The sequence below is a fragment of the Pedobacter sp. UBA4863 genome (assembly GCF_002399615.1).
Taxonomy (GTDB): Bacteria; Bacteroidota; Bacteroidia; order Sphingobacteriales; family Sphingobacteriaceae; genus Pedobacter.
This window is the reverse complement of the sequence record NZ_DHDZ01000036.1, coordinates 86,296-112,067: the sequence shown is the minus strand read 5'-3', so window position 1 is coordinate 112,067 and position 25,772 is coordinate 86,296. Positions and strand designations below refer to the sequence as shown.

At 37.8% G+C, this 25,772-nt stretch carries 28 protein-coding genes; 3 read left to right on the top strand and 25 right to left on the bottom strand.

The window, feature by feature from the left end; all coding sequences use genetic code 11:
• Window positions 1–8 precede the first annotated feature (8 nt).
• Window positions 9–881: a pirin family protein gene (locus tag B3I52_RS08900; RefSeq protein ID WP_293300477.1), complete on the top strand. Its 873-nt coding sequence runs from the start codon at window positions 9–11 to the stop codon at window positions 879–881.
• A gap of 61 nt (window positions 882–942) precedes the next feature.
• Here the strand turns inward: B3I52_RS08900 and ispF are convergent, their stop codons facing one another.
• Window positions 943–1,425 (bottom strand): 2-C-methyl-D-erythritol 2,4-cyclodiphosphate synthase, encoded by a 483-nt coding sequence (ispF, locus tag B3I52_RS08895; protein WP_293300475.1) that lies wholly within the window; start codon window positions 1,423–1,425, stop codon window positions 943–945.
• Window positions 1,425–2,591 carry a type IX secretion system outer membrane channel protein PorV gene (gene porV, locus B3I52_RS08890; protein ID WP_293300473.1) on the bottom strand — a complete coding sequence of 389 codons (1,167 nt, stop codon included), beginning with the start codon at window positions 2,589–2,591 and terminating at the stop codon, window positions 1,425–1,427. The genes ispF and porV overlap by 1 nt, the downstream gene beginning before the upstream one ends.
• A 480-nt stretch (window positions 2,592–3,071) precedes the next feature.
• On the opposite strand from porV, the gene B3I52_RS08885 reads away from it, so the two are divergent.
• Entirely contained in the window at window positions 3,072–4,670 is a 1,599-nt protein-coding gene (locus tag B3I52_RS08885; protein WP_293300471.1) for an SUMF1/EgtB/PvdO family nonheme iron enzyme, read from the top strand.
• 73 nt (window positions 4,671–4,743) lie between these two features.
• On the opposite strand, the gene B3I52_RS08880 is transcribed toward B3I52_RS08885, so the two are convergent.
• The 22 genes from B3I52_RS08880 to B3I52_RS08775 all read right to left on the bottom strand — a co-directional run bounded on the left by B3I52_RS08880 (window position 4,744) and on the right by B3I52_RS08775 (window position 23,232).
• The gene (locus B3I52_RS08880) at window positions 4,744–5,244 is read right to left on the bottom strand and encodes an acetyl-CoA carboxylase biotin carboxyl carrier protein subunit (RefSeq protein ID WP_293300469.1); all 501 of its coding nucleotides are present in this window, start codon (window positions 5,242–5,244) and stop codon (window positions 4,744–4,746) included.
• A gap of 4 nt (window positions 5,245–5,248) precedes the next feature.
• A complete protein-coding gene (locus B3I52_RS08875) occupies window positions 5,249–5,833 on the bottom strand; it encodes a DUF4159 domain-containing protein (protein WP_293300468.1) in 585 nt (194 codons plus the stop codon).
• A gap of 140 nt (window positions 5,834–5,973) precedes the next feature.
• Entirely contained in the window at window positions 5,974–6,681 is a 708-nt protein-coding gene (locus B3I52_RS08870) for a 16S rRNA (uracil(1498)-N(3))-methyltransferase (RefSeq protein ID WP_293300466.1), read from the bottom strand.
• Window positions 6,682–6,775: 94 nt separating this feature from the next.
• Window positions 6,776–8,089, bottom strand: a complete 1,314-nt coding sequence (locus B3I52_RS08865; RefSeq protein WP_414691874.1) for a hemolysin family protein — start codon at window positions 8,087–8,089, stop codon at window positions 6,776–6,778.
• A 108-nt stretch (window positions 8,090–8,197) separates the two neighbouring features.
• Window positions 8,198–8,740: an inorganic diphosphatase gene (locus B3I52_RS08860; protein ID WP_293300462.1), complete on the bottom strand. Its 543-nt coding sequence runs from the start codon at window positions 8,738–8,740 to the stop codon at window positions 8,198–8,200.
• Entirely contained in the window at window positions 8,733–9,401 is a 669-nt protein-coding gene (locus B3I52_RS08855) for a DedA family protein (RefSeq protein ID WP_293300460.1), read from the bottom strand. Before B3I52_RS08855 ends, B3I52_RS08860 begins: the two co-directional genes overlap by 8 nt.
• Window positions 9,402–9,448: 47 nt before the next feature.
• Window positions 9,449–10,822: an NADH-quinone oxidoreductase subunit N gene (locus tag B3I52_RS08850; protein WP_293300458.1), complete on the bottom strand. Its 1,374-nt coding sequence runs from the start codon at window positions 10,820–10,822 to the stop codon at window positions 9,449–9,451.
• Window positions 10,823–10,824: 2 nt separating this feature from the next.
• On the bottom strand, window positions 10,825–12,291 hold the full coding sequence (locus B3I52_RS08845) for a complex I subunit 4 family protein (protein ID WP_293300457.1): 1,467 nt from the start codon (window positions 12,289–12,291) through the stop codon (window positions 10,825–10,827).
• A 19-nt stretch (window positions 12,292–12,310) separates the two neighbouring features.
• Complete coding sequence (nuoL, locus tag B3I52_RS08840) at window positions 12,311–14,209, bottom strand: NADH-quinone oxidoreductase subunit L (protein WP_293300531.1); 1,899 nt, start codon at window positions 14,207–14,209, stop codon at window positions 12,311–12,313.
• Window positions 14,210–14,227: 18 nt separating this feature from the next.
• Window positions 14,228–14,557 (bottom strand): NADH-quinone oxidoreductase subunit NuoK, encoded by a 330-nt coding sequence (gene nuoK / locus B3I52_RS08835; RefSeq protein ID WP_293300456.1) that lies wholly within the window; start codon window positions 14,555–14,557, stop codon window positions 14,228–14,230.
• A complete protein-coding gene (locus tag B3I52_RS08830; RefSeq protein WP_293300454.1) occupies window positions 14,550–15,056 on the bottom strand; it encodes an NADH-quinone oxidoreductase subunit J in 507 nt (168 codons plus the stop codon). The genes nuoK and B3I52_RS08830 overlap by 8 nt, the downstream gene beginning before the upstream one ends.
• Window positions 15,057–15,134: 78 nt before the next feature.
• The gene (locus B3I52_RS08825) at window positions 15,135–15,632 is read right to left on the bottom strand and encodes a NuoI/complex I 23 kDa subunit family protein (protein WP_293300452.1); all 498 of its coding nucleotides are present in this window, start codon (window positions 15,630–15,632) and stop codon (window positions 15,135–15,137) included.
• Window positions 15,633–15,637: 5 nt separating this feature from the next.
• Window positions 15,638–16,675 carry an NADH-quinone oxidoreductase subunit NuoH gene (gene nuoH, locus B3I52_RS08820; RefSeq protein WP_293300451.1) on the bottom strand — a complete coding sequence of 346 codons (1,038 nt, stop codon included), beginning with the start codon at window positions 16,673–16,675 and terminating at the stop codon, window positions 15,638–15,640.
• Window positions 16,675–17,685, bottom strand: coding sequence for a 2Fe-2S iron-sulfur cluster-binding protein (locus tag B3I52_RS08815; RefSeq protein WP_293300450.1), 1,011 nt, complete (start codon window positions 17,683–17,685; stop codon window positions 16,675–16,677). Before B3I52_RS08815 ends, nuoH begins: the two co-directional genes overlap by 1 nt.
• A 53-nt stretch (window positions 17,686–17,738) precedes the next feature.
• Window positions 17,739–18,104 (bottom strand): four helix bundle protein, encoded by a 366-nt coding sequence (locus B3I52_RS08810; protein ID WP_293300449.1) that lies wholly within the window; start codon window positions 18,102–18,104, stop codon window positions 17,739–17,741.
• A gap of 10 nt (window positions 18,105–18,114) precedes the next feature.
• Entirely contained in the window at window positions 18,115–19,488 is a 1,374-nt protein-coding gene (gene nuoF / locus B3I52_RS08805) for an NADH-quinone oxidoreductase subunit NuoF (protein ID WP_293300448.1), read from the bottom strand.
• Between the two features lie 64 nt (window positions 19,489–19,552).
• Window positions 19,553–20,077: a complex I 24 kDa subunit family protein gene (gene nuoE / locus B3I52_RS08800; RefSeq protein ID WP_293300447.1), complete on the bottom strand. Its 525-nt coding sequence runs from the start codon at window positions 20,075–20,077 to the stop codon at window positions 19,553–19,555.
• A complete protein-coding gene (locus B3I52_RS08795) occupies window positions 20,070–21,284 on the bottom strand; it encodes an NADH-quinone oxidoreductase subunit D (protein WP_293300446.1) in 1,215 nt (404 codons plus the stop codon). Before B3I52_RS08795 ends, nuoE begins: the two co-directional genes overlap by 8 nt.
• Before the next feature lie 95 nt (window positions 21,285–21,379).
• The gene (locus B3I52_RS08790) at window positions 21,380–21,880 is read right to left on the bottom strand and encodes an NADH-quinone oxidoreductase subunit C (RefSeq protein ID WP_293300445.1); all 501 of its coding nucleotides are present in this window, start codon (window positions 21,878–21,880) and stop codon (window positions 21,380–21,382) included.
• On the bottom strand, window positions 21,880–22,422 hold the full coding sequence (locus B3I52_RS08785) for an NADH-quinone oxidoreductase subunit B (RefSeq protein ID WP_293300444.1): 543 nt from the start codon (window positions 22,420–22,422) through the stop codon (window positions 21,880–21,882). The genes B3I52_RS08790 and B3I52_RS08785 overlap by 1 nt, the downstream gene beginning before the upstream one ends.
• A gap of 123 nt (window positions 22,423–22,545) precedes the next feature.
• Window positions 22,546–22,917, bottom strand: coding sequence for an NADH-quinone oxidoreductase subunit A (locus B3I52_RS08780; protein ID WP_293300443.1), 372 nt, complete (start codon window positions 22,915–22,917; stop codon window positions 22,546–22,548).
• 72 nt (window positions 22,918–22,989) lie between these two features.
• Window positions 22,990–23,232 carry a hypothetical protein gene (locus B3I52_RS08775; RefSeq protein WP_293300442.1) on the bottom strand — a complete coding sequence of 81 codons (243 nt, stop codon included), beginning with the start codon at window positions 23,230–23,232 and terminating at the stop codon, window positions 22,990–22,992.
• A 209-nt stretch (window positions 23,233–23,441) separates the two neighbouring features.
• On the opposite strand from B3I52_RS08775, the gene B3I52_RS08770 reads away from it, so the two are divergent.
• Complete coding sequence (locus tag B3I52_RS08770; protein ID WP_293300441.1) at window positions 23,442–23,885, top strand: helix-turn-helix domain-containing protein; 444 nt, start codon at window positions 23,442–23,444, stop codon at window positions 23,883–23,885.
• 150 nt (window positions 23,886–24,035) lie between these two features.
• Here the strand turns inward: B3I52_RS08770 and B3I52_RS08765 are convergent, their stop codons facing one another.
• Complete coding sequence (locus B3I52_RS08765) at window positions 24,036–25,757, bottom strand: tetratricopeptide repeat protein (RefSeq protein WP_293300440.1); 1,722 nt, start codon at window positions 25,755–25,757, stop codon at window positions 24,036–24,038.
• Between the last annotated feature and the right edge of the window lie 15 nt (window positions 25,758–25,772).

Sequence of the window (25,772 nt, the reverse complement as noted above, 5' to 3'; positions counted from 1 at the left end):
AAGCAATTATGCATACGCTAAAAAAAGTTGCTGCTATTTTAAACCCACCAGCGCCCCACATGGTTGGCGATGGGTTTAGGGTACACAATTTCTTCCCAAGCGGATACAAAATTAAAATGGATCCGTTTTACTTGCTCGATTATAATGCAAAAATCGAGTTTTCTCCAACAAATAGCCCAAAGGGTGTTGGTGTACACCCGCATCGTGGGTTTGAAACCGTAACCATTGCCTACCAAGGTGCTGTAGCGCACCACGATAGTGCGGGCAATAGTGGCGTAATATATCCAGGAGATGTGCAGTGGATGACCGCCGCAAGTGGTATTTTGCACAAAGAATATCACGAAGAAAATTTCAGTAAAAAAGGTGGGCCATTTCAAATGGTGCAGCTTTGGGTAAACCTACCGGCTAAGTACAAAATGAGCACCCCAAAATACCAGGCCATTGCACATAGCCAAATTGCGAGTTTTGAGCTACCAGACCAAAAAGGAACGATAGAAGTAATTGCAGGCAACTACAAAGGCGTTAAGGGTAGTGCCTCTACTTTTACACCTATCGAAATGTATAACCTTAGGTTAAATGCTGGTGCAAAGGCTACTTTAAGTAGTAATTCGCACTACAACACTGCCTTAATTGTAATAGAAGGTAATATTACGGTAAACGGAACAGGGCATGCAGCAACCAATCAGATGGTACATTTTGCGCATGAGGGTAGTGAAATTGAAATTGAGACTAATGAAAATTCGGTAGTGTTGTTTCTCTCTGGAGAACCAATTAATGAACCAATTGCGCAGTATGGGCCGTTCTTAATGAACAAACCCGAAGAATTACAACAAGCAATTGAAGATTATAACACTGGAAAATTTGGTTATTTGGAAGAATAATCACCTTACAAGTTGCGAGCTATAGGTGCTTTTTAGCCTGTAACTCGCAACTTTATAATTGCTAGCTAATTTTCTCTATTAAACAAACGGCGTAGGCAACCACACCTTCTTCTCTGCCAACAAAACCCATTTGTTCGCCCGTGGTAGCTTTAATAGAAATATCATCTACCGAAATTCCTATGGCCGCTGCAATATTTTCTTGCATTTGAGGAATGTAAGGATTAATTTTTGGTGCTTCTAAACATAGCATTGCATCAATGTTACCCACCTCATAGCCTTTCTCTCTTAACAACTTCACCGATTCTTGCAGTAAAATAACGCTGCTGATACCTTTCCACTGAGGGTCTGTATTTTTAAAATGGAAACCTATATCACGCAAGTTTACCGCACCCAATAATGCATCGCAGATAGCGTGCAAAAGCACATCTGCATCAGAATGCCCAAAAGCACCTTTATGATGCTCCAAAGTTACACCGCCAACTACAAAAGGATGATTTTCTTTGAGTTGGTGAACATCGAAACCAAAACCTACTTTAATACGCATTACTTACTAACTTTATCGAAATTTAAGGCCAAACTAAATCGCAAGGTATTTGCCAACGGGCTGTTTTGCGCATTCGCAATAAGATATGAAAAATCTAAATTAAACATATTGTACTTTAAGCCTCCGCCAACGGTAAAATATCTTCTGTCTCCTTTTTCAGGGCTTTCGTAGAAATAACCCGCACGTACCGCAAACTGTTGGTTATAAATGTACTCTACACCTGTAGAAATTCCAACTTCTTTTAATTCTTCGCTAAAACCTCCCGGAGCATCGCCAAATGAACCAATAATACCTGCTGGCACAGAACGATTTGGATCTTTTCCGGCAACAATTTTACCATTACCATCTACAATGGGTTGAGTTGGCACCATTAGTTTGTTAAAATCGAGGGCAAATACAAACTGGCTGTAATCATCAATAATAAAAGTTGATGCGCCGCCCAGTTTCATATTGGCAGGCAAAAAAAGTTTTTCTCCTGTATCGCTAAAGCTCATTTTAGTACCAATGTTAGACAAGTTTAAACCAGCAGAAAGAATAGCGTCTTTACCAAAAAGAACGGTTGGCTTTTTAAAAAAGGCCGAAACATCTACCGCTAATGCATTACCTGCCTTTTGTTGGCTACCACTCACTTGTCCTGAGGTTAGGTTAGAGCGAATAAATCTAGCAGATGTACCTAAAGAGAAATTCTCTCCAAATTTGCGAGAATAGGTTGCATCAAATGCTAATTCGTTAGGGCTAAATATACCTTCTTGGCCACCGTTCTCATTGGTTAAGGCAATCTCACCCAACGAAAAATATCTTAACGAACCTCCGATAACAGTTTTGTCATCTACCTGAAAAAACCCACTTAAATAGGCTAAATTAATATCGGGAACTAAGCTTTTAAGCCACGGACTATAAGATAAACTTACGCCATACGGTCTTTCTAAGAAGGCAAGCTTAGCGGGGTTTATGCTCATTGCATTTCCATCAGGCGTTATTGCTACACCAGCTTCGCCCATGGCACCTGCCCTAGCATCGGGGGTAATTAGCAAAAATGGCACCGCCGGATACACACCGTTAGTTTGGCTTGTATTGCTTCCCGTAGTTTGCTGTGCGACCACTTTTTGTACCGTGCTCACCCATAAAAACATTAAGGCAATGCCCAAATAGTAAAATCTCATCATAAAATAGTTAATCTGCGCAATTTAACATAGAGTTTGGTAATTTCAAAGTTTTAGACCTCTATGGAGTTTGGTTATGAACTTTGAGAACGTAAACCTTTTCTCATTATTGCGCCGCTAATAAATATAGTTTTTTACCAATAGCTATTGCGAATAGTATTTGGCTTAAATGCGCAAGCAACACAGATTGTCATAAGTACATCTGCACAAACGTATGGCAACTTTTATTTTATACCAACACTATTACAGACCTCAAAAATCCTCATGATGAGAAAAATTTTCCAAAGCTAAACAAGAAGAAAAAGATACTAACAATATGTTGCTGTTTTTTACGTTTACCTACTAAAAACGAGGACTTTCCAATGCTTTTTCTATTGTCTAAAGTACTATGGTAGATAACAAAAAAATGACAAATGAATAAGATTTTTTATTTTCTCGTACTTTTTTGTGTATTTTTAACACCCAAAGTGCAATTTGCAAAATATGAATAGATTTTACTTAAATACCTTAATAGCAGTATTTGGTATTGGAATATTAAGCTCTTGTGGCGGTTCTAAAAAAGGAAGCGCTGTTTCTGAAAAAACGGGCTATGCTTATAACAAGAAAGAAAACGGCGGTTTTGAAGTTAAAAAGAACTTCAAAAGAGGCCCAGGGCCTGGCCTAATAGAAATTGAAGGCGGTGAGTTTATCATGGGCGGTAGTGCCGTTGAAACTCCGGGGCAAGATTTAAGCAGTTATAATTACAAAAGACAAGTAACCGTTAGTTCATTTTATATGGACGAAACAGAGGTTTCTAATACCGACTGGCTGGAATACTTGCACTGGATAAAGACCAACTTTCCGACGGGAGCTAGTGCTGAAAATGCAGAGTATTATTACAGTTCGTTGCCAGATACTTTGGTTTGGAGAAGACCTTTGTCTTATAATGAGCCTTACGTAAACAACTATTTGAGACACCCGGCTTATCAAGATTACCCAGTTGTAGGAGTAAGTTGGGTACAAGCTGCTGATTATTGCGAATGGCGTACAGACAGGGTGAATGAGTTTATCTTGAGGCAAAAAGGCATTATGACCACTTTCAGAGATTTAGGCAAGCCTGCTTCGGGCAAAGGTGCGGCAACCACTACAACCACAACCGCTGCCGCTGGTTCTACTACGCCTTTTAATACCGAACTTTATTTAAATGGCCAGAACAAAGACTTGGGCAAAAAAGCGCCTATTGATCTAAGTGCTGGTGCAAAAGCAACAGGTAAAGGTAAAGCACCACAAAGAAACGTAAGATTGGAAGATGGAGAGATTTTACAGCCTTACCGCTTACCAACAGAGGCAGAATGGGAATATGCTGCTTTGGGCTTAATTGGTAATACGCAATATGCTAACATTAACGAAAAGAAAATCTATCCATGGAATGGCCTGGGCATTACTTCGCCAAGAAAATCTACACGGGGAATGATTTTAGCCAACTTTAAACGTGGAAAAGGCGATTATATGGGTGTTGGTGGTTCATTAAATGATAAGGGAAGTATCACTTCGTCTGTTAAAAGTTTTGTGCCTAATGATTTTGGCCTATACAATATGGCTGGAAATGTAAGCGAATGGGTTGCCGATGTTTACCGTCCAAGTACATTTGAAGCTACAGAAGGACTAAACCCTTTTAGAGGTAACGAATATCAAGATAAAGAAAGAGATGCCAAAACAAGTGAGCTGAAAAAAGACAGTAGAGGTACCCCAGTAATGACCGCTGCTAAAACTGGCGTTAAGCAAACTTGGGCCCAGCTTCAGGCTGGTCAGTTACCAGACTCTAACTACAGAGCCGACCAAAGAGGTTATAGAGACGAACAAACGAACTTATACGGCGTAATAACTTTAGTAAACGATAAATCTAGAGTTTTTAAAGGCGGTTCTTGGAACGATCAGGCTATGTGGTTAAATCCTGCAGCAAGAAGGTTTATGCAAGAAGACGAATCTGCTGCTGATATAGGTTTCCGTTGTGCAATGACCATGTTAGGTGCATCGGAGGTTAAATCGGCTGGCAAACCTCAGTTTAGAAACAAACCTACAAAACCATTTAAGGTGAAATAACAACCTTAACAATATAGAAAAGTAAAGGCTCTGCAATATTGCAGAGCCTTTACTTTTGGGGAGAAAGAACAACTTAAACAAATTCTATCAACACCGTATTCTTTTCAATTTTATCTCCCTGTTTTACCCCTATTTTTTTAATAACGGCATCGGCTGGAGATTTGATAATATTTTCCATTTTCATGGCCTCCAACACCAGCAGGTTATCTCCTTTTTTCACCTCGTCTCCAACTGTTACCAATACGTTTAACACCAGGCCGGGCATTGGTGCCTTTAACGCTAATACTTTGTTGTTAGCTAAGCTATCCATGCCAAGTTGTTGTAGCAGCATATCTAATTGTGTAGTGATTTGCACTTTATAAACGTGTCCATTAACTTTAATATTAGCCTGCTTTTCTTCTTTATCAAAGTCAACAACCTCTATATTGTAAGACTTATTATCATGAATGATATGACTGGATGCTGCTGTCAAGGTCAATACATCAAGATGGAGGTCTTGATGGTTAACCTTCAAAGCTCCATTTAGCACATCCACTTCAAACTGATAACGATTATTCACCGTAACTTTATTCATAAGCTTAATTGGTTAAGGCATATTGCACTAGGTTTGCGCCCATTTTAAGAGCGTTATTTCTACTTTCTTGGCTGTCGGAAGGATAAGTACCAAAATCTTCCCAACCATTACCTAAATCGCATTCGTAGGTATAAAAACATACTATTCTCCCTTTATAAATAAGCGCAAATCCTTGAGGACGCTTATTATCGTGTTCGTGTATTTTCGGTAGGCCGTTGGTAAACTTAAATTTTTGGTGGTATATTTTATGGTTAGCTGGCAACTCCACAAAATCAAGTTCCGGAAAAACCTTTTTCATTTGCGGACGAATAAATTTATCTAGGCCATAATTATCGTCTATGTGTAAAAAACCACCACCAATAAGATATTTACGCAAATTAAATGCTTCTTGGGCGTTAAAAGTAACGTTTCCATGCCCGGTCATGTACACAAAAGGATAATCAAACAACTCGGCACTCCCTACTTCTACAATCCCTTCATCTGCTACAAAATTGGTGGCAATATTCTTGTTGCAAAAAGCAATCAAATTTGGCAAAGCGGTTCTATTGGCATACCAGTCGCCACCACCTGCATACTTTAATTTGCCCATTTTGTAGGTTGGGGGAATGGTAAAAGCTGTAAAAAGTAAAAAGGTAAAAGTAAAAAGTAGAAAGCGAAGCGTGTAAGCTTTTAAGTATTTTGCCCTTTGGGAAATCGTAAATCGTAAATCTAAATTCGTAACCCGCTTCATTACTCCCTATTTAAAAAATTGACTTCAAAGCAAGCCGCCAAGCCAGCAGTTTCTGTGCGAAGGCGGGTATTACCTAAAGTTACTGGTTTATATTTGTTTTGCAAAGCCAGTTCAATTTCTGCGGGGGTAAAATCTCCTTCTGGACCAATTAAAATTAGGTAATTTTGATGTGGCTTAACGATGGAAGAAATTACCGTCTTATCGTCGTCATTAATACAGTGAGCTATTAGTTTGGTGTCGGCTTTGTATTGCTTAATAAAATCTTTAAAAGTTATTGCAGTGTTTAGTACAGGATGATACGCCGTAAGCGATTGTTTAACTGCCGAAGTAATTACTTTTTCTAAGCGTTCTTCTTTCACCACTTTTCGTTCAGAGCGATCACAAATAAGAGGCGTAATTTCATCAATACCAATTTCGGTAGCCTTTTCTAAAAACCATTCTAGCCTGTCGATATTTTTGGTAGGTGCAATGGCGATATGGAGGTAATGATTACGCTTTCCAAATTCGATTTGTTTATGTAGAATATGCAGGTGCACTGCCTTTTTTGTTGCTTCGGCAATTTCGGCTGTATATAGCCCTCCTACACCATCAATTAAACAAACCTTATCTCCCTGCTTTAGGCGCAACACTTTATTACAGTGGTTACTTTCTTCCTCGTTTAGGGTATAGGTATTAGCGTTAATATCAGGAGTGTAGAATAAGTGCATCTTTAAAGTTAAAGGTCAAAATTGAAAAAGCAGAAAAGCATTAAACAGAAACCAACAGCATTAAACTACCCATTTAAACGATTTTAAGCTTAATTTAATGCAAATCTACCATATTGCTCTTGTTAATAACAGCCTCTAGTTTTACAGTTTCAATATTTTGCTCGGTTTTTTTAAGGATGGTAAATAGGTAGCCGTAACATTCTTCGCTATCGCCCACTTCCGGAATTTTTCCAAAAGCATGCGAAACTAAGCCTCCAACAGTATCAAAATCTTCGTCTTCTGGCAAATCGTGAGGTAGGTATTCGTTAACGTCATATACCGTTGCGTAGGCATTTACTATAAATTCGGTATCCGTAACTTTTTCTACCATTGGCTTTTCTTCATCGTATTCATCTTGTATTTCGCCCACAATCTCCTCTACAATGTCTTCTAAAGTTACCATACCTGCAGTACCACCAAACTCGTCTAATACAATTGCTATTTGCAAACGCTTTTGTTGCAGCTCGCCTAATAGATCATTAATTTTCTTGGTTTCGGGAACAAAATAAGGTTTTCTTATAATGTCTTTTAGCGACCACTCTTTTTGACTTGCTAGTAAGGGCAACACATCCTTTGCGTGTATAATTCCAATAATTTTATCGATGATATCATCGTAAACTGGCAACCTAGAATACCCTTCTTTAATAATCATTTCTACCACTTCTTCGTTGGTAGCTGTTAACTCTACACCAGAAATTTTGGTACGCGGCACCATGATGTTTTTAACCACACGCTCATTAAAATCAAATACGTTCTTAATGAGCTCGTGTTCGCTATCTTCTAGGGCGCCACTTTCTTTACCTTGATCTAACAGGTACTGTAATTCTTCGTTACTATGCAATGCTTCGTGGCCAGCACTTGTATCAATGCCAAATGGTTTTAAAATAATGGTAGCAAAACCATTTAATAACCAAATAGCCGGCCTAAACAAAATATAAAAAGCTTGAAGTGGTATAGCTACAAATAGTGTTGTTGCAACCGGACGCTGAATTGCCAATGATTTTGGAGCCAGTTCGCCAAAAACAATGTGCATAATGGTGATGATTGAAAACGCTACTATTGTAGATATTGTTGTTATTAATGCTTCGCCAACACCAAAACTAGCCAACGAATCGTGGATAATCTCGTGCATTACTCGCTCTCCTACCACACCTAGACCAAGAGACGCTAAAGTAATACCCAATTGCGTGGCTGCCAAATATCCATCTAAATGATGAAGAATATTTTTAGCCATTTTACCAACTCTGCTTCCTGTTTTTGCCTTGATTTCTATTTGCGAAGCTCGAACTTTAACGATTGCAAACTCGGCGGCCACAAAGAAACCGTTTAAAAAAACCAAAAACAACGCAAATAATAGGCGCCAACCTATAGAACTACCCTCTGTTTCTGGCGTTATAGCTACAGCTAAAACCGGCGTTGGGATAAATGCATTAAAAAATGCTAGCAATGTGGTACTGACGGGAAAAATCATTAAAAATTACCTAAATGTACTATTATAGAGCTCAATGCTCTCGTTGATTACCTTATGGGCATACCTTACACCTAAAAGATGCTCGATAGTTACTTGTTTGTTTTCTAACGCTTTGTAATCTTGAAAGAACTTCACTATTTCTTTCATGGTATGCGGAGGCAATTCTCCCAAATCGTTAATATAATTTACCGATGGATCGTTTTTAGCCACGGCAATAATTTTATCGTCTTGTTCGCCATTATCAATCATGTGCATTACACCAATTACTTTAGCCTCAATAATGGTCATGGGGTAAACATCTACCGAACATAAAACCAAAATATCTAATGGATCTTTATCATCGCAATAAGTTTGCGGAATAAAACCATAATTAGCGGGGTACATTACTGATGAAAACAGTACGCGGTCTAACTTAATTAAATTAGAGTCTTTGTCTATTTCGTATTTTGCTTTTGATCCTTTAGGAATTTCTATAATTGCATTTACTGTTTCAGGCAAATTTTCGCCCGGAGATACGCTGTGCCATGGATGGCTGTTGTCTTTAATCATCTTCTTGTTTAATCTCTCTATCTTCTAAATTAGTATTCTGTATTTTATTTTTCACAAAGGTAATCACTAAAGGGATTGTTGTAATTAAAATAAACCCAAAAATGATATAAGCTAGATATTCTTCTATTTGTTTTGCAAAGCTTTTACCTAAAAAATAACCCAACAAAGTTAAGGAACAAATCCATAATAATGCACCGGCTACATTATAGACCACAAATTTTCTAAAATCCATTTTAATGAGGCCTGCCACTATTGGGGCAAATGTTCTAACTATTGGCACAAACCTGCCCATAATTAACGCAAAAGCGCCTTGTTTACGATAATATTCTTCGGCTGTTTTAAGAAACTTCTTTTTAAAGAAAAAGGTGTCTTTTCTGGTATGCAATACTGGCCCTGTTTTTTTACCGAACCAATAGCCCACAAAATTTCCGGAAATAGCGGCTGCCATTAATGCAAGTACCAAGGTATATATATTGACATCTAATTTACCTGTAGCTACAAACATGCCCGCTAAAAACAAAAGGTAATCTCCTGGCAAAAAGAAACCAAAAAACAATCCCGTTTCGGCGAAAATAACAAATACAACTAAATAGAAACCTCCTTGATGTAAAAGTTTCTCAGGATCTATAAGATGCTGTAGGTAAGTCCAGAATTGTTGCATAATTGCGATTATTCGTAAAACTACAAATAAAACTCTAAATCGTTATGCTATATCAGGTTTAAAATAAGCGAAGGATAAATCCCTAAAACTAAGATTACTATTGTTGAAACAACCAGTACTACTTTGTACTGCATTGGGGTATCTAATTCTATTTCTTTTCCTTCTTTAAAATAAACTGCAATAATTACCCTGAAATAATAATAGAAACCTACTAAGGCATTTAAAATAGCAATAACTACTAAAATGATCTGGTAATTTTCTAAAACATTTAAGAACATTACATATTTACCGATAAAACCAGCCGTTAACGGAATACCAGCCAATGACAACATGGAAATAGTTAAGGCCAATGCCGCCATAGGATTACGCTTTGCCAAGCCATTGAAACTTTCTATATCATCGCTACCTGTTTTTTGCTTTACATTAATCATTACTGCAAAGGCAACAATAGTAGCAAAAGTATAGGCTGCCGCATAAACCAGCACATTGCTTGCCGAATTAGCTGTTAAAACAATTAAAGAGAACAATAAATAACCTGCATGAGAGATACTTGAGTAAGCCAACATACGCTTAAAGTTCTTTTGGTATAAAGCGGTAATATTTCCCAAACACAAGGTGATGATGACGATGGCCATTAGGGCTGGCATCCAAAAATCGTGCAGAGGTTCAAAAGCGCCGGCAAACAATCTTAAGAAAGCTGCAAAGCCTCCAGTTTTAACTACGGTAGCCATAAAGGTTGTAATTAAAGACGGAGCGCCTTCGTACACATCTGGGGTCCAGAAATGGAAAGGTGCGGCACCCACTTTAAAACACAAGCCTACCATCACTAAAATAATGCCTGGATAAAATAAAGGCGACACATGAGTAACGTTGTTTACCAAATTAGCTTGAATAGCATCGATATCAAATGAGCCTGTAGCGCCGTAAATTAAGGCAATACCAAACAACAAGAAACCTGTAGAGAAAGCACCCATTAAAAAGTACTTCAGCGAAGCTTCGTTTGAAGCAAAGTTTTGCTTTCTGATGCCTGCTAAAATATACAAACAGACCGACATTATTTCTACCCCGATAAACAACATTGACAGGTTTTTATAAGAAACCATGATGATAATTCCGCACAAAGCAAAAAGTATCAAGGTAAAATATTCGGCTATGTTCGGACTGTTTTCGGCAAAGTAACGTTGCGTTAACAAGAAAATCAATAGTGTTCCTATAATTGAAATTGCGGCAAAAGCCAATGCAAAATTATCAATTTGCATCATTCCAAAATGTACCGTTGGTTGGTTCCAAGAACAGATGGTAAAACCCAAAGCAACTACAAGACCAAGCAAAGTGATAGGTAATAAAGCTTTCTTGGCTTTAAATAAACCTGTATAAAGAACTACTAAAGCCGTTACGGCAATGGTTATAATAATATTCATGCTTAGTTAATCCCTGTTAATTTATGATTAATCTGTTCTAATAAATGTTGTACTGATGCCTCTGATATTTGCAATAATGGTTTTGGATAAACGCCAATTACAATAACCAAGGCACAAATGGTGTACAATACTACTTTTTCCGTTCCGTTAATATCTTTAAAGCTAGCGGTAAGCGCATTAGTTTCGCCTAGCATAATTTTCTGATAACTTCTGAACATATAAACCGCCCCGAAGATAATTGTTAAACCCGCAATTGCTCCTAACCACGCATTATAGTTATAAACGCTCATCAGCAATAAAAACTCACCAATAAATCCATTAGTTCCAGGTAAGGCTATTGTTCCTAAAAGGATAATTAAGAAAGTAATTGCTAACTGTGGCGCCACTTTCGCTAATCCACCTAATTCATCAAATTTGTTGGTTGCTAAACGCGAATTTATAATATCCAAGACAAAAAACAAACCTATTACATTGATACCATGACTTAACATTTGGATCATGCTGCCTTGTAAACCTTGGTGACTTAAAGTGAAAATACCAGCAGCTATTAAACCCACGTGACTAATGGAAGAATAAGCTATTAAACGTTTGGCATCTTTCTGCATGAATGCAATAATTGCCGCGTAAACTACACCAACAATTGCTAATCCCATTACTACAGCGCTCCAATCTTGAACACCGTGTGGTACAATTGGCAATAACCATTTAATAACACCATAAATACCCATTTTTAGCATAATTCCTGCCAACAACATGGTGCCTGGAGCTGGTGCTGTGGTATAGGTGTCTGGTTGCCAAGTGTGAAAAGGAAAAATTGGCATTTTAATAGCAAAAGCAATAAAGAACGCCCAAAAAATCCAGCCCTGCTGAGAAGCGTCTAATTGTAATTTATAAAATTGAGCTAGCTCGAAGTTATTAGCCGGGTTTTGTAGGTACAAATAAATAATACCCAAAAGCATAAATAAAGAACCTGCAATGGTGTAAACGAAGAATTTCATGTTTACCTTAATGCGGTCTTTACCTCCCCAATTAGCGCAGATAAAGTAAATCGGGATTAAAGCGGCTTCCCATCCAATGTAAAACAAGAAAGCATCTAAAGCGGTAAACACTAACAATAAACCTGTTTGCATGAATAATACTAAAGCATAAAAAGCATTGGCGTTTTTATATTCGTGTTTAAAACTAGCTAGTATAATCAACGGTGTTAAAACATTAGTTAACAAAACCGTGATCATGCTAATACCATCTATACCAGCATGGAAGTTAATTCCTAATTGTTGTATCCACGGGAAATTAACTATAAACTGGGTGCTTGCATCGGGTGTAAACTTGCTTAACAGTGTAACCGCTACAACCATTGATAATATTGAAAAAGCAAATGCTACTACCTTAGCTGTGGTTTGCTTAACAAATAAAGCCGTGGCAATTGCGCCAACTAAAGGTAGAAATATGAGTATTAAAAGTTCCATTTATAATTTTGAACTAACTTTAAGCAATAAACAAATAAGTATAGAGCAATAATGCCACAATACCAACAACCATCATAATGATATAATAACCCACATTACCCGATTGTAACAATCGTAAGTTCTTACTTCCTTCGTTTGCTGTCCAGCCTAGGCCGTTCACCAAACCATCAATTACTTTATTATCGATAATTTTATAGAAGAAGTTAGAGAATGTATCCAAAGGTTTTCTAATGATGGCATCGTAAATTTCATCTAAGTAGAATTTATTGTACGATAATTTTTCTAATGCAGTTCTAGGTGCTTCGTCTGACACAGGTACTTCTGCTTTTTTAACGTATTTGCTATAAGCAAACAGTATAGCTACCACTGCCGCCAATACCGAAATTCCCATTAGCATAAACTCTGTGCTATGGCTTAATTCTAAATGGTTTTGAGTAACCTTTGCGCCAGTTAACCACTGCGATAACCAAGCATTACCACCAAAAATATGAGGGAAGTTAATTGCACCACCAATTATTGCCAAAATTGCTAAAACCACCAAAGGGATAGTCATCGCTTTTGGCGATTCGTGAATATGCTCTTCGGTATGATGCGTACCTCTGAATTTACCGTAAAAGGTTAAGAACATCATACGGAACATATAAAATGCAGTTAAAAATGCTGTCAACACACCTACTCCCCAAAGTACCGGACTAAATTGGTAAGCATGTGCTAAAATTTCATCCTTCGAAAAGAAACCCGAAAAAGGAGGTAAACCAGCAATTGCAATGGTGCCCACCATCATGGTAGCGAAAGTAGTTTTCAATTTAGCTTTCAATCCACCCATGTGGCGCATATCTTGCTCGTGGTGTAAAGAATGAATTACCGCACCAGCACCTAAGAACAACAATGCTTTAAAGAAAGCGTGGGTTAATACGTGGAAGAAAGAACCGGTATAAGCACCAACGCCTAAGCCTAAGAACATATATCCCAATTGAGATACGGTTGAATAAGCCAATACTTTTTTGATGTCTGTTTGTGTCAAGGCAATTAAAGCGGCAACTAAAGCAGTCGCTGCACCGACAATAGCAATGATATTTTGTGCAATTGGCGCCAAGTCGAATACCACGCTTGAACGAGCAATCATATAAATACCTGCAGTTACCATCGTTGCTGCGTGGATTAATGCAGAAACCGGAGTTGGTCCCGCCATCGCATCTGGCAACCATGTAAATAGTGGTAACTGTGCCGATTTACCACAGGCACCAATAAATAACAATATAGCGATAATGGTAATGGTTTCGTTTCCTGGCAACATATTAGCAGCCTGAGGAAATACTTTTGCAAACTCTAGGCTTCCGAAAAACTGGAACATTAAGAATGCTCCTAAAAGGAAACCTAAATCGCCAATGCGGTTAATAACAAATGCTTTTTTAGCCGCACTTGCATAGCTGTTGTTGGTAAACCAAAAGCCAATTAATAGGTATGAACATAAGCCTACACCTTCCCAGCCAATAAACATCACGATGTAATTTGAACCTAAAACCAAAATCAACATGAAGAAGATAAATAGGTTTAAATAGGCGAAGAATTTACTAAAGCCGGCATCTTCGTGCATGTAAGCTGTAGAATAGATATGGATTAAAAAGCCAATTCCTGTAATCACTAAGAGCATAATTGCACTTAATGGGTCGTACAAAAACGACAAAGGAATTTTCAAATCTCCAACACTAATCCAATCGAAATAATTAACGTAAAATTGCTTATCTGTGCTAGCACTTAGCTCGAAGAAAAAGCAAACGCTAAGAATAAATGAAGTTAAAACCACTCCGCTGCCAATAAGGCCAACAGCACCTTTGCTCAATGTATTACGGCCTAAACCATTAATCAAGAAGCCTAAAAGCGGAAGAACTGGAATTAACCAAAGTAAACTTGTAATCATCTTATTTTATTAGAATTACCACTTAAGGCGATTTAATACATTAATATCTATTGATTGTGTGTTACGGTAAACCATTACGATGATACTTAAGCCAACGGCAACTTCTGCCGCGGCTAGTGCCATAATAAAGAACACAAAAACTTGTCCCGATGGATCGTTATGATGTACCGAGAATGCGGCTAAAAGCAGGTTTACCGCATTTAACATTAATTCTACCGACATAAAAATGATAATGGCATTTCTGCGTACCAATACGCCAACTACACCAATAGTGAAGATAATGGCACAAAACCAAATGTAATGGCTTAACGGCACTGCCTGCATATTTTCGAACAAACTACCCATTAGTTTTTTCCTCCTTTTTGGTTAAAAGTATGGCCCCTACCATTGCACTTAACAATAGCAACGACGATAATTCGAATGGTAACATAAATTGCCCAAATAACTCTTTGCCTAAGTTCTCTACCAAACCTAAATTCTGGTCTTTCAATTCTAAAGGGGTATTTATTACTGCCGATTTTAGCGAACCAATTAAGGTTACTACCAAGCATCCACCAGCAATTACACCAATTATTCTTAGCAAAACGGATTTGTTGGGCTCATTTTCTTTATTGAGATTAAGCAACATCAGTACAAATAGGAAAAGTACCATAATGGCACCCATATACACAATGAAGTTAACTACCGCTAAGAATTGTGCGTTTAATAGCACATAATGAATTGTAAACGTAAAAAACGTTAGAATTAAGTATAGCACACTATGAATTGGGTTTTTTGCAAAAACCACCATCAGTGCAGATATAATGCTTAATGTTGCTACAAAATAGAATACCGATGTACCCATTAATTTTTATTTAGTTGTTATTTGTTGGCCACAGATGCACAAATTATAAATAATAGTATCTGTGCATCTGTGGCTAAATTATTTCTCTAATGGAGCTTCTACCAATTTATCTTTGCCATAAATAAAGTCTTTACGCAAATAGTCTGCTGGTACAATTGGTCCGTCTAGGTATATGGCCTCTTTAGGGCAAGCCTCTTCACATAAACCGCAGAAAATGCAACGTAACATATTAATTTCGTAAACAGATGCGTATTTCTCTTCACGGTACAAGTGTTTCTCATCGTTCTTGCGTTCGGCTGCAATCATGGTAATTGCCTCTGCCGGACAAGACAAAGCACACAAACCGCAAGCCGTACAGCGTTCTCTGCCTTCCTCGTCTCTCTTTAAAGAGTGCATTCCCCTCCAGTTGATAGAAAACTCTCGTACCTGCTCTGGATATTTTATTGTAGCTGGCTTTTTAAAAAAGTGACCAATAGTAGTAGCCATACCACTCGCAATAGCCGGAAGATACATTCTCTCGGCAAAATTAAGTGGCTTTGAAACCAATACTTTTTTCTTATTGCTTAATGATTCCATGTCTATTAAAATTTATTTACAATAGCTATAACAATACCCGTAACAATGATATTCGCGATAGCTAAAGGAATTAAACCTTTCCATCCCAAGTTCATCAACTGATCGTAGCGGAAACGAGGGATGGTCCACCGTACCCACATGAAGAAGAAGATAAACGCAAATATTTTTAGGAAAAAGATAAAAGTGCCAAATAGCGGTCCCCAAGTTGGTCCCAATAAAGTAGCCATGTAATCCATTCCTGGATAGTTGTAACCCCCAAAGTATAGTGCGGCCATTATGGTTGAAGACACAAACATGTTGATGTATTCTGCAAATAAATAGAAGCCTAATTTCATTGATGAGTACTCAATGGTATATCCTCCATTTAGCTCGGCCTCACACTCTGGTAAATCGAAAGGTGCACGATTAGTTTCGGCAAAGGCACATACCATAAAAATGATAAAACCTAAAGGCTGATAAAGCACATTCCATTGCCAGCCATGCTGTTGTGCTACAATTTCTCTTAAACTAAGCGAGTTGGTTACCAATAACAAAGCGATGATGGAAAGGCCCATCGCAATTTCGTAGCTGATATTTTGCGAAGCAGCACGGATAGAGCTTAGTAATGAATATTTATTGTTAGATGCCCAACCGCCAATCATTACGCCATAAACACCCAAAGAGATTACACCAAAAATATACAGTAAACCAACGTTAACATCGGCTACTTGTAATTTTACTAACCTATCTCCAACCATCATATCTTGACCCCACGGAATAACTGCCGTACCAATACAAGCACAAAGCATAGCTAAACCAGGACCAATCATGAATAACCATTTATTGGCATTGGCAGGAATAATCTCCTCTTTCATGAACATCTTTACACCATCGGCCAAAGGTTGTAAAATACCAAAGGGGCCAGCTCTATCTGGACCAAGCCTATCTTGTAAAAAAGCGGCAACCTTACGCTCGGCGTAGGTAGAATACATGGCTATTAGCAAACTAATCGCAAATATTGCTGTAACCAATATAAATTTCTCTATAACGAAATCGATTTCCATTAGATTTTAAAGGTTTTTTCTAGTTCGCGTTTATTAGCTTCTTGTAGTGCCAAGTTTTCCTTAATTACCGGAAGCGGCTTAAAGGTCTGGTAGTGGTTTGACGAGATTACCGAAGTATCAGAAATAACTGCTGGCTGTTCTAAAGTCCAATCGGTAGTTTTCTTTTTATCGAAACGACATTCGTTACAGATAAACTCTTCTACTTCTCCAAACTGGTCTTTTCTGGCGGTAACACGTAAAACATCTTCGCCTTTGTACCATAAGGTTACTTTACCATTGCATTTCTCATGGCTACAGTTTCTATGTGCATCAACCGGCTTTGTAAACCAAACACGGTTTTTAAAACGGAAAGTTTTATCGGTTAAAGCTCCAACTGGGCAAACATCAATTACGTTTCCAGAGAAATCATTATCAACAGCTGTTTGTATGTAAGTTGAAATTTCTGATTGATCTCCACGATTTAAAATACCATGAACACGTTTGTTGGTGATTTGATCGGCAGTAAACACGCAACGGTAACATAAAATGCAACGGTTCATGTGTAATTGAATCTTGTCACCAATATCTATCCTATCGAACGTACGGCGATCAAACTCATATCTTGTTTTCTGTAAACCGTGCTCGTAGCTTAAATTCTGCAAATCGCACTCACCAGCTTGGTCGCAAACAGGGCAATCTAATGGGTGGTTAATCAACAAGATTTCTACCACACCTGCACGGGCTTCTAATACCTCAGGCGAAGTAATGTTTAGCACTTCCATGCCATCCATTACCGTAGTGCGGCAAGACGCTACTAATTTTGGCATTGGTCTAGGATCTTTTTCAGAACCTTTGCTCACTTTCACAATGCAGGTACGACATTTACCTCCACTACCTTTCAATTTAGAATAATAGCACATTGCAGGAGGCACAATGTCTCCCCCAATTTGGCGGGCAGCGTTTAAAATGGTGGTACCATTTTCTACCTCTACTGTTATTCCGTCTATGGTTACTTTAACTAAATCACTCATTCTTCAAGTCAAAAGTGAAAATTAAAAATTAAAAACAATCACTAGCTTTTAACCTATTCTTTATTTATATTGATTATTATCGAAGCGATTATTTTTGATATTTCATCAACTTCTTTTAATAATTCTTTTATTATCTCTTTGTCAACTCCAACTACCTCTGTATCTCTAATTAAGCAGAGCCAATATTTAGTTTCGTTTGCAGATTTTAGGGCTATAGTATAAAAATTCCTAAAATCTTTTCTCGAACTTCCCGCCTTAGCTTCCACTACATTGGCACCTATTGAAGTTGCACTTCTTATTAACTGATCAACAATTGAAAAGTATAGTCTTTCAATTTTGGTTTTAGATATTAGATTGATAATGGCTTTCGAAAAATGGTAAGCCCTTATTTTAATATCATATGCCTTTTCTTCAGACATTTTTTACTTTTTAATTTTGACTTTTTACTTCTTCCGGAGCCTTTTCAATCGGATTAGCATAGTTCGCTAAACCATAATTGGTGCTTTGGCTCTTCATAGGCTCTTTCACGTGCCACTCAAACTCGTCTCTAAAATGACGAATAGCTGCGGCCACCGGCCAAGCTGCTGCATCGCCCAACGGACAGATGGTGTTACCTTCTATTTTACGCTGTACATCCCATAAAAGATCGATGTCTTCCATAGTTCCGTGTCCGTGTTCAATTTTATGAAGAATTTTCTCCATCCATCCCGTTCCTTCTCTACAAGGCGAACATTGTCCGCAACTTTCGTGATGATAGAAACTAGAAAAGTTCCATGTATTGCGAACAATACATTGGTCTTCATCAAAAGCGATGAAACCACCCGATCCCAACATGGTTCCCGTTGCAAAACCACCTTCCGACAACGACTCGTAACTCATTAAACGAGGCTCGCCATTGGCTAATTTTAAGGTTAGGTTAGCAGGCAAAATAGGCACCGAAGAACCTCCCGCAACTGTTGCCTTTAGTCTTTTACCATTAGCAATACCACCGCAATATTCATCAGAATAGATAAATTCTTCTACTGGTAAGCCTAATTCTATTTCGTAAACTCCTGGTTTTACTAAATTTCCAGAAGCTGATATTAATTTTGTTCCTGTACTTCTGCCAATACCGATTTTAGCATATTCATCGCCGCCATCATTTACAATTGGCACTACAGCTGCAATAGATTCTACGTTGTTAACCACCGTTGGGCAGCCATACAAACCAGCAATAGCAGGAAATGGAGGTTTAATACGCGGATTACCTCTTTTGCCTTCTAATGATTCTAAAAGTGCCGTCTCTTCACCACAAATGTAGGCTCCTCCTCCAGGTTGAACATAAAGTTCCAGATCGTATCCCGTTCCTAAAATATTTTTACCTAAAAACCCAGCAGCTTTAGCTTCTTCAATTGCTTTTTCTAGTATTCTAATTTGAGGCATCATTTCGCCCCTTACATAAATATAAGAGGTGTTTGCACCCAAGGCATAGCTCGAAACAATCATTCCTTCAATTAAAGCATGAGGAATGTGTGTCATTAAGAATCTATCTTTAAACGTACCCGGTTCAGACTCGTCACCGTTACATACTAAATAACGTGGTACTCCTTCGGGCTTAGCCAAAAAGCTCCATTTCATCCCAGTAGGAAAACCAGCACCACCGCGACCTCTTAACCCTGATTTCTTTACCTCTTCAACGATATCTTCTGGAGTCAGGGTCTTCAATGCCTTCTCAACCGCACGGTAACCGCCCTTTTCGCGATAAACCGCTAGCGTATTGATGCCCGGCACATTGATATGTTCTAATAATAGTTTACGTCCCATTTTGTTAGATATGAGATGTGAGATGTGAGATATGAAACTAAAAGTTCAATCTCAATACTCAAATCTATTGTCGCAAATCTTTATTTTTTAAATCGTCAATTAATTGATCTACCGATTGCTCGGTTAAATTTTCGTAGAAAGTATATTCTGGGCCAATTTGTAAAACCGGGCCAAAACCACAAGCTGCCAAGCACTCTACACCTCTCCAGCTAAATAAACCATCAGCCGTAACTTCGCCTTCCTTAACGCCTAGCTTTTGCGCTATATGATCCATTATTTTTTCGGCACCCACTAAGCAACAAGGCCCAGTACGGCAAACCTCCAAAACATATTTTCCTTTGGGCTGTAAAAAATACATGGTGTAAAAACTTGCTACCTCATATACTTCAATTGGCTGAATTTTTAGGTACTCGGCAACTTTATCCATTGCAGGCACGCTTGTCCAACCAAATTCTGCTTGCACCAAGTGTAATAAGGGTAGCAAAGCCGATTTTTGCTTTCCTTCTGGATAGCGTTTTACCACTTCATCAAACTTAGCTAGCAAAGCTGATGAAAATTCTACAGGTTGTGTTTCTTCTACTTTAAGCATCTAATTCTCCTGCAATAATGTTCAAACTACTCATGTTGATAATGGCGTCGGACAACAACATGCCTTCGCTCATTTTAGCATACATTTGATAGTTAATAAAACTAGGTCTTCTAAAATGTAAACGATAAGGACTTCTGCCCCCATCATTAATTAAATAGAACCCAAGTTCACCATTACCACCTTCTACAGCATGGTAAACTTCTGCTTTTGGCGCATCAATTTCGCCCATCACAATCTTAAAGTGATAGATTAATGCTTCCATGTTATTATAAACCTGCTCTTTTCCTGGTAAATAAAAATCTGGAACGTCTGCATGGAATATTCCTTTTGGCTCTGATTTTAGCTTTTCTAAAGCTTGCTCGATAATACGAACACTTTGCCACATCTCCTCATTACGCACCAAGTACCTATCAAAAACATCGCCTGTGGTACCTACCGGAATTTCAAAATCAAAATCTTGATATGAAGAATAAGGCTCGCTTACACGAACATCGTAATCAATTCCTGTAGCACGCAACAATGGGCCCGTCCAACTGTAGCTCAATGCATTTTCTGCGGTTACTTCGGCAACGCCTTTGGTACGGTCTATAAAAATACGGTTACGGTTCAACAAGCTTTCAAACTCTTTTAGCGCAACTGGAAATTCCTTTAAGAATTTATTGATTTTAGCAAAAGCTACCTCATTAAAATCTCTTTCTAAACCGCCAATACGGCCAATGTTAGTGGTTAAACGAGCACCGCAGATTTCTTCAAAAATCTCGTAAATATGCTCTCTGTACTGAAAAAGGTAAAGGAAAGTGGTTGTTGCACCTGTATCCTGGGCAATAATGGTATTACAGATAATATGATCGGCAATACGAGAAAGCTCCATAATGATGACCCTTAAATAATCTACCCTTTTAGGGATTTGAATATTTAAAAGTTTTTCTACCGTCATGTGCCAGCCCATATTATTAATAGGCGACGAACAGTAGTTTAAGCGATCTGTTAATGGCGTAATTTGATAGAATGGACGATGTTCGGCAATTTTTTCGAAAGCCCTATGGATATATCCGATGGTAGATACGCCACTTACAATTCGTTCGCCATCCATTTGTAAGATGTTTTGAAACACCCCGTGTGTTGCAGGGTGCGTTGGCCCTAAGTTTAAGGTTACCAAGCCATCTTGCGGATCGTTATCTGTATATACTGGTTGATTGTTACTCATACCCCTAACTCCCCTAAAGGGGACTTCCTTTCATATTTTTAAATTATATTACTCTATATGTTATGCCCAACTCCCCCTTTAGGGGGTAAGGGGGTTTATCTACCAAAATATTCGTCTTTTTTATCTACTCTGTTAGGGTCTTCTAACGGGTATTGTTTTAGCATTGGATGAACACCTAGGTCGTCCATATTCAATATCCTTCTCAAATCTGGATGTCCTTCGAACTTAACCCCAAAGAAATCGTAGGTTTCTCTTTCCATCCAGTTTGCACCGTTCCACAAAACAGTTGCCGAAGCAATTCTTGGATCGTTCTCGTGTAAAAAAACTTTTAACCTTGCTCTAATACCGCTTACCATGCTATGTAGGTGATATACAACCGCTATTTGTCCTTTTTCTGGATAGTGCACCGCTGTAATATCAGTAAGGAAATTAAAGTTGATTTTCCCATTATCTTTAAGGAAAGATAACACCTCTATTACTTTATCTTTATGAGTAGAGAAAGTTAAAAAGCCATATGGCTCTGTCACATCAAAAAGCTGCTCACCGAATTTTTCGCCCAGCAGCTCAATTAACTCTGTATTTGTTGCTTTAGCCATTATTGTATTCCGTAACTCGCCAACAGTTCTTTATATTCTGGAGAATGTCTTTTTCTACCCGATTCGTTTTTCACTAAATCTTGTATGCGCTGAAAGCCATCTAAAATAGCCTCGGGTCTTGGCGGACAACCTGGCACATAAACATCTACAGGAATAATCTCGTCTATACCTTGCAATACCGAATAAGTATCGAAAATACCACCGCTAGATGCACAAGCACCTACTGCCATTACCCAACGTGGTTCGGCCATTTGCAGGTAAACTTGTTTTAATACCGGCCCCATTTTTTTAGCAATAGTTCCCATCACCATCAATACATCTGCTTGTCGGGGCGAGAAACTCAATCTTTCTGAACCGAAACGCCCAAAATCATAATGAGACCCCATGGTAGCCATAAACTCTATACCACAACAAGAAGTGGCAAATGGCAATGGCCATAATGAATGTGAACGTGCCAAGCCAATTGCTTTATCTAAGGAAGTAGCAAAAAAACCATTTCCTTCTATGCCTGGAGGCGCTTCAACTATTTTGATATCACTCATGCTTATAAACAAAAATGCTTGCCCGAATATACTTAGGACAAGCAGCAAATTTACAATATTTAGCAGGAATTGGAGGCTATCATCATCATTTAGAAACAATCTAAATAAAGCGCTTCAAACCTGTTAATTCCAGTCTAATGCTTTCTTTTTTAGCACGTAAATGAAACCTAATAAAAGCGTTCCCATGAAGATAAACATCTCTATAATCCCATTCCAGCCTAGCTCTCTAAAATTGACCGCCCAAGGGTACATAAAGATCACTTCTATATCAAAAAGCACAAATAATATGGCCACCAAAAAATACTTGATAGAAAATGGCTGACGGGCATTACCTATTACCTTAACCCCCGACTCGAAAGTGGTTAATTTATCTTTTGTTTTTCGCTTTGGCCCTAAAAGGTGAGTAGCTAGCAATGTAACGACTACGAAACCTAGCGCTACAATAACCTGAAATATAATAGGAATAAAATCTTGCGCTGTACTTTGTGCTTGCATAACTGTAATGATTTGTGGCAAAATTAAAATAAAAAGGCAGGATTACAAATCCTGCCTTTGCTAATTATGCAACTAATTCTGACAAGGCAAAACAGCTGAGCCTCCACTTGGTAATTCAACAATACCTGAATACTGGCAAATATAACCTCCACCTTGATTATCAGGACAACATGATTGACCAGTTGCACAGTCACTATCACTACTACATCCTCCAGCACCAATCATTGTGTAGCCACCCATAACCTTTTTCAATTGCTCGCGAGTCAGTTCTGTGGCTCCCGAAAAGTTAATCTTGTTTAATGTTAGTTTTCTCATTTTAAACATTTTGAATAGTTAATAAACTCTATACATTCAATCACGCTTGACTGCTTTGGCGATGTCATATAGACTGACATATTCAAATGTATTCGAAAAAACATTTGATAGAAAATTATACTGTAATGAATTAAGTAGCCACAGGAATAAATTCATTCCTACAGTTTTAATATATCTTATCTAACTTTAAGGTGATAAAGCAAAATCAAATGGAGTTAAAAAAAATCATTGTAAATGCGGAACCTGTATCCCGAGAACAATTAAAAAAGATTTGGGGTGGAAACAATAACTTTTCATTAGAGGATATAAGAAGATATCGCGATGAAAAATGCTTAACTCAAGAGTACATGGCTAACCAATTGGGCATTGGTCAAAGTGCTTATCATAAAATTGAAAACGGAACTGTCAAAGTTTCTATAGACCGCTTAAAGCAAATTGCCTCTATTTTAAAAAAACCAATTGATGTTTTTTTCAATAATTCAAATAGTAGCACCCATTATAAAACTATTAGCATTGCTCAAAGTGAGTATGATTTAATACAAACGATTTTACAACAACAAGAACACAGAATTACTGAACTCGAAGAAAAAATTTGCAGAAAAAACAAGAAAATTGAAGAATTAAAAAAACTTCTATCCGGTAAGCTGCATTAAAGAACAATTTATTTCTATATAAAGGAGACTGTCCAAAAAAGGAAAGTCTATTCCATAGTCGGATGTATGAAAATTTTCTCCATTAGGCACCCTGTATAAATTAGAGGCTGTCCGAACTTTTTGGACAGCCTCTTTAATTACTTATAAAAATTACTTCTTAATAGGTGTTTTCTTTGCTGGCGTGGCCGGGCCTGCTAGATATTTTAAGTTATCTAACGCTAATGCGTTTTGAGGATCAAGTGCTAAAGTTTTATTAAAAAACTCTTTTGCTTTTTCTTTATCTGTATTTGCATAAAATGCTCCTAAATAATTATAAGCTTCTACCAGACCTGTTTTGCTTGCTGCAGCTTTTTCTGGCTTAGATACTGTAACCAACTCGATGTATTTACTGTAAAATGGCACTGCTAGTCCTATTGGTGTCTCAGCATTGTCTAAATTTTTGTTTATGCGTGCTCTAAATAAATGAGCTGTCTCATAGTCTGGAGCTAATCTAATTAAATTTGAGAATGCTGTATCTGCTTTTACTAATGCATCTTTAGTCGGATTTTTATTATCCCTAACATCAAAAGCATAAGCAAAATAGTGAGATGCACCTAAATAATAGTAGTTCATTGCAATATTAGGATCTTTAGAGTTAGCATTTACTACTTTGCTATAAACCTCCGCAGATTTAGGAAAGTTCTTTGCTTCATAAAATTTCTTTCCTATTTCGGCAAGTGCATCTACTTTAGTAGAATCTAATTTAACTGCTTTAGCTATATTAATAAACGCTAAGCTATCTTGCCCTAAATTTTGCTGCGCTCTACCCAAGTACAAGTAATCTGAACCGATGATACGAGCAGCATCTTGAGTTCTACCAAATAGCTCGTTCATGTATTTGATACCTTGCTCGTAGTTTTTGTTCTCAACGGCAGAATAACCTCTCATTCTAATTACCACAAAGGTTTTAGGATTATTGGCATCTGGTGCATTTAAGGTAGCAACTTCTTTCTCTAAAGTTGCAAAATCACTGGCATATACCAAAAACTGGGCGTAACGTAAACGAGAGTCAAAAGACTTATCGGTTAAGTCTAGATATTTTCTCATGTTCTCTAAAGCTTCGGTTCTTTTAGCCTCACCATTTTTAGGATCGGCAAAAGACCACTGCATTTGAGTTTCTGCCAACTCTCTGTAAGCAGGGCCGTAATTCGGGTCTGCAGCAATTACTTTCTTAATTTCAGCTTCTGCCTCTGGAAAAGCAAAAGCGTCTTTATACATCTTGCCAATTTGTACGTTAGCTCTATATAAATTAGGGTTAATATCTAAAGCTCTCAGGTACATAGGATACGCCTCTGTATTTTTTCTTTGCATGGCATAAAAATCTGCCAAGGCCAAGAAAGTTTCAGGATCTTTATCTTTAGAATCTAACTCGTCTGCCTTTTGTAAATTTGGCAATGCTTGTGCATAATCAACATTTTTTTGATCTATATAAGCTCTACCAATGGCTAAATAAGTTGCATAATCTTTTGCTTTAAAGCTAATCGCTTTATCAAAATTTGTTTTAGCATTGGTTGCATTATTATCAATTAAATCTGCTTGGCCTAAACCTACATAGTTCAAAGCATTTTTAGGCTCGGCAGTAGTTCCGTTGGTAAAAGCTGCTCTTGCAGAGTCGATATCATCTGTTAATAAATAAACTTTACCTAAATTAAAATAGTTATCTCCTACTTTAGGTTGGTTTGCCACCAATGTTTTTAGCATCGATGTTGCTTTTTGATATTGTTCAGCATCAATCGCTTTCTTAGCATCAGCTAAACTTTGCGCAAATGAGGCAGTGCTACCCATCAATAATAAACCTGTGGCCAAGGCTATGTTCTTCTTAATCATTTTCATTGTCTCTATTTGTAA

What these genes read in the sequence shown, in the direction of transcription:
- B3I52_RS08830 (WP_293300454.1), bottom strand. Translation starts at nt 15,056, where the DNA reads ATGGGTACATCGGTATTCTATTTTGTAGCAACATTAAGCATTATATCT.
- B3I52_RS08810 (WP_293300449.1), bottom strand. Translation starts at nt 18,104, where the DNA reads ATGTCTGAAGAAAAGGCATATGATATTAAAATAAGGGCTTACCATTTT.
- B3I52_RS08825 (WP_293300452.1), bottom strand. Translation starts at nt 15,632, where the DNA reads ATGGAATCATTAAGCAATAAGAAAAAAGTATTGGTTTCAAAGCCACTT.
- B3I52_RS08790 (WP_293300445.1), bottom strand. Translation starts at nt 21,880, where the DNA reads ATGGCTAAAGCAACAAATACAGAGTTAATTGAGCTGCTGGGCGAAAAA.
- porV (WP_293300473.1), bottom strand. Translation starts at nt 2,591, where the DNA reads ATGATGAGATTTTACTATTTGGGCATTGCCTTAATGTTTTTATGGGTG.
- B3I52_RS08900 (WP_293300477.1), top strand. Translation starts at nt 9, where the DNA reads ATGCATACGCTAAAAAAAGTTGCTGCTATTTTAAACCCACCAGCGCCC.
- B3I52_RS08850 (WP_293300458.1), bottom strand. Translation starts at nt 10,822, where the DNA reads ATGAATATTATTATAACCATTGCCGTAACGGCTTTAGTAGTTCTTTAT.
- B3I52_RS08815 (WP_293300450.1), bottom strand. Translation starts at nt 17,685, where the DNA reads ATGAGTGATTTAGTTAAAGTAACCATAGACGGAATAACAGTAGAGGTA.
- B3I52_RS08885 (WP_293300471.1), top strand. Translation starts at nt 3,072, where the DNA reads ATGAATAGATTTTACTTAAATACCTTAATAGCAGTATTTGGTATTGGA.
- nuoH (WP_293300451.1), bottom strand. Translation starts at nt 16,675, where the DNA reads ATGGAAATCGATTTCGTTATAGAGAAATTTATATTGGTTACAGCAATA.
- B3I52_RS08845 (WP_293300457.1), bottom strand. Translation starts at nt 12,291, where the DNA reads ATGGAACTTTTAATACTCATATTTCTACCTTTAGTTGGCGCAATTGCC.
- B3I52_RS08780 (WP_293300443.1), bottom strand. Translation starts at nt 22,917, where the DNA reads ATGCAAGCACAAAGTACAGCGCAAGATTTTATTCCTATTATATTTCAG.
- B3I52_RS08775 (WP_293300442.1), bottom strand. Translation starts at nt 23,232, where the DNA reads ATGAGAAAACTAACATTAAACAAGATTAACTTTTCGGGAGCCACAGAA.
- B3I52_RS08795 (WP_293300446.1), bottom strand. Translation starts at nt 21,284, where the DNA reads ATGAGTAACAATCAACCAGTATATACAGATAACGATCCGCAAGATGGC.
- nuoK (WP_293300456.1), bottom strand. Translation starts at nt 14,557, where the DNA reads ATGGGTAGTTTGTTCGAAAATATGCAGGCAGTGCCGTTAAGCCATTAC.
- B3I52_RS08785 (WP_293300444.1), bottom strand. Translation starts at nt 22,422, where the DNA reads ATGAGTGATATCAAAATAGTTGAAGCGCCTCCAGGCATAGAAGGAAAT.
- B3I52_RS08855 (WP_293300460.1), bottom strand. Translation starts at nt 9,401, where the DNA reads ATGCAACAATTCTGGACTTACCTACAGCATCTTATAGATCCTGAGAAA.
- B3I52_RS08860 (WP_293300462.1), bottom strand. Translation starts at nt 8,740, where the DNA reads ATGATTAAAGACAACAGCCATCCATGGCACAGCGTATCTCCGGGCGAA.
- B3I52_RS08765 (WP_293300440.1), bottom strand. Translation starts at nt 25,757, where the DNA reads ATGAAAATGATTAAGAAGAACATAGCCTTGGCCACAGGTTTATTATTG.
- nuoE (WP_293300447.1), bottom strand. Translation starts at nt 20,077, where the DNA reads ATGCTTAAAGTAGAAGAAACACAACCTGTAGAATTTTCATCAGCTTTG.
- B3I52_RS08875 (WP_293300468.1), bottom strand. Translation starts at nt 5,833, where the DNA reads ATGGGCAAATTAAAGTATGCAGGTGGTGGCGACTGGTATGCCAATAGA.
- B3I52_RS08870 (WP_293300466.1), bottom strand. Translation starts at nt 6,681, where the DNA reads ATGCACTTATTCTACACTCCTGATATTAACGCTAATACCTATACCCTA.
- ispF (WP_293300475.1), bottom strand. Translation starts at nt 1,425, where the DNA reads ATGCGTATTAAAGTAGGTTTTGGTTTCGATGTTCACCAACTCAAAGAA.
- nuoF (WP_293300448.1), bottom strand. Translation starts at nt 19,488, where the DNA reads ATGGGACGTAAACTATTATTAGAACATATCAATGTGCCGGGCATCAAT.
- B3I52_RS08880 (WP_293300469.1), bottom strand. Translation starts at nt 5,244, where the DNA reads ATGAATAAAGTTACGGTGAATAATCGTTATCAGTTTGAAGTGGATGTG.
- B3I52_RS08770 (WP_293300441.1), top strand. Translation starts at nt 23,442, where the DNA reads ATGGAGTTAAAAAAAATCATTGTAAATGCGGAACCTGTATCCCGAGAA.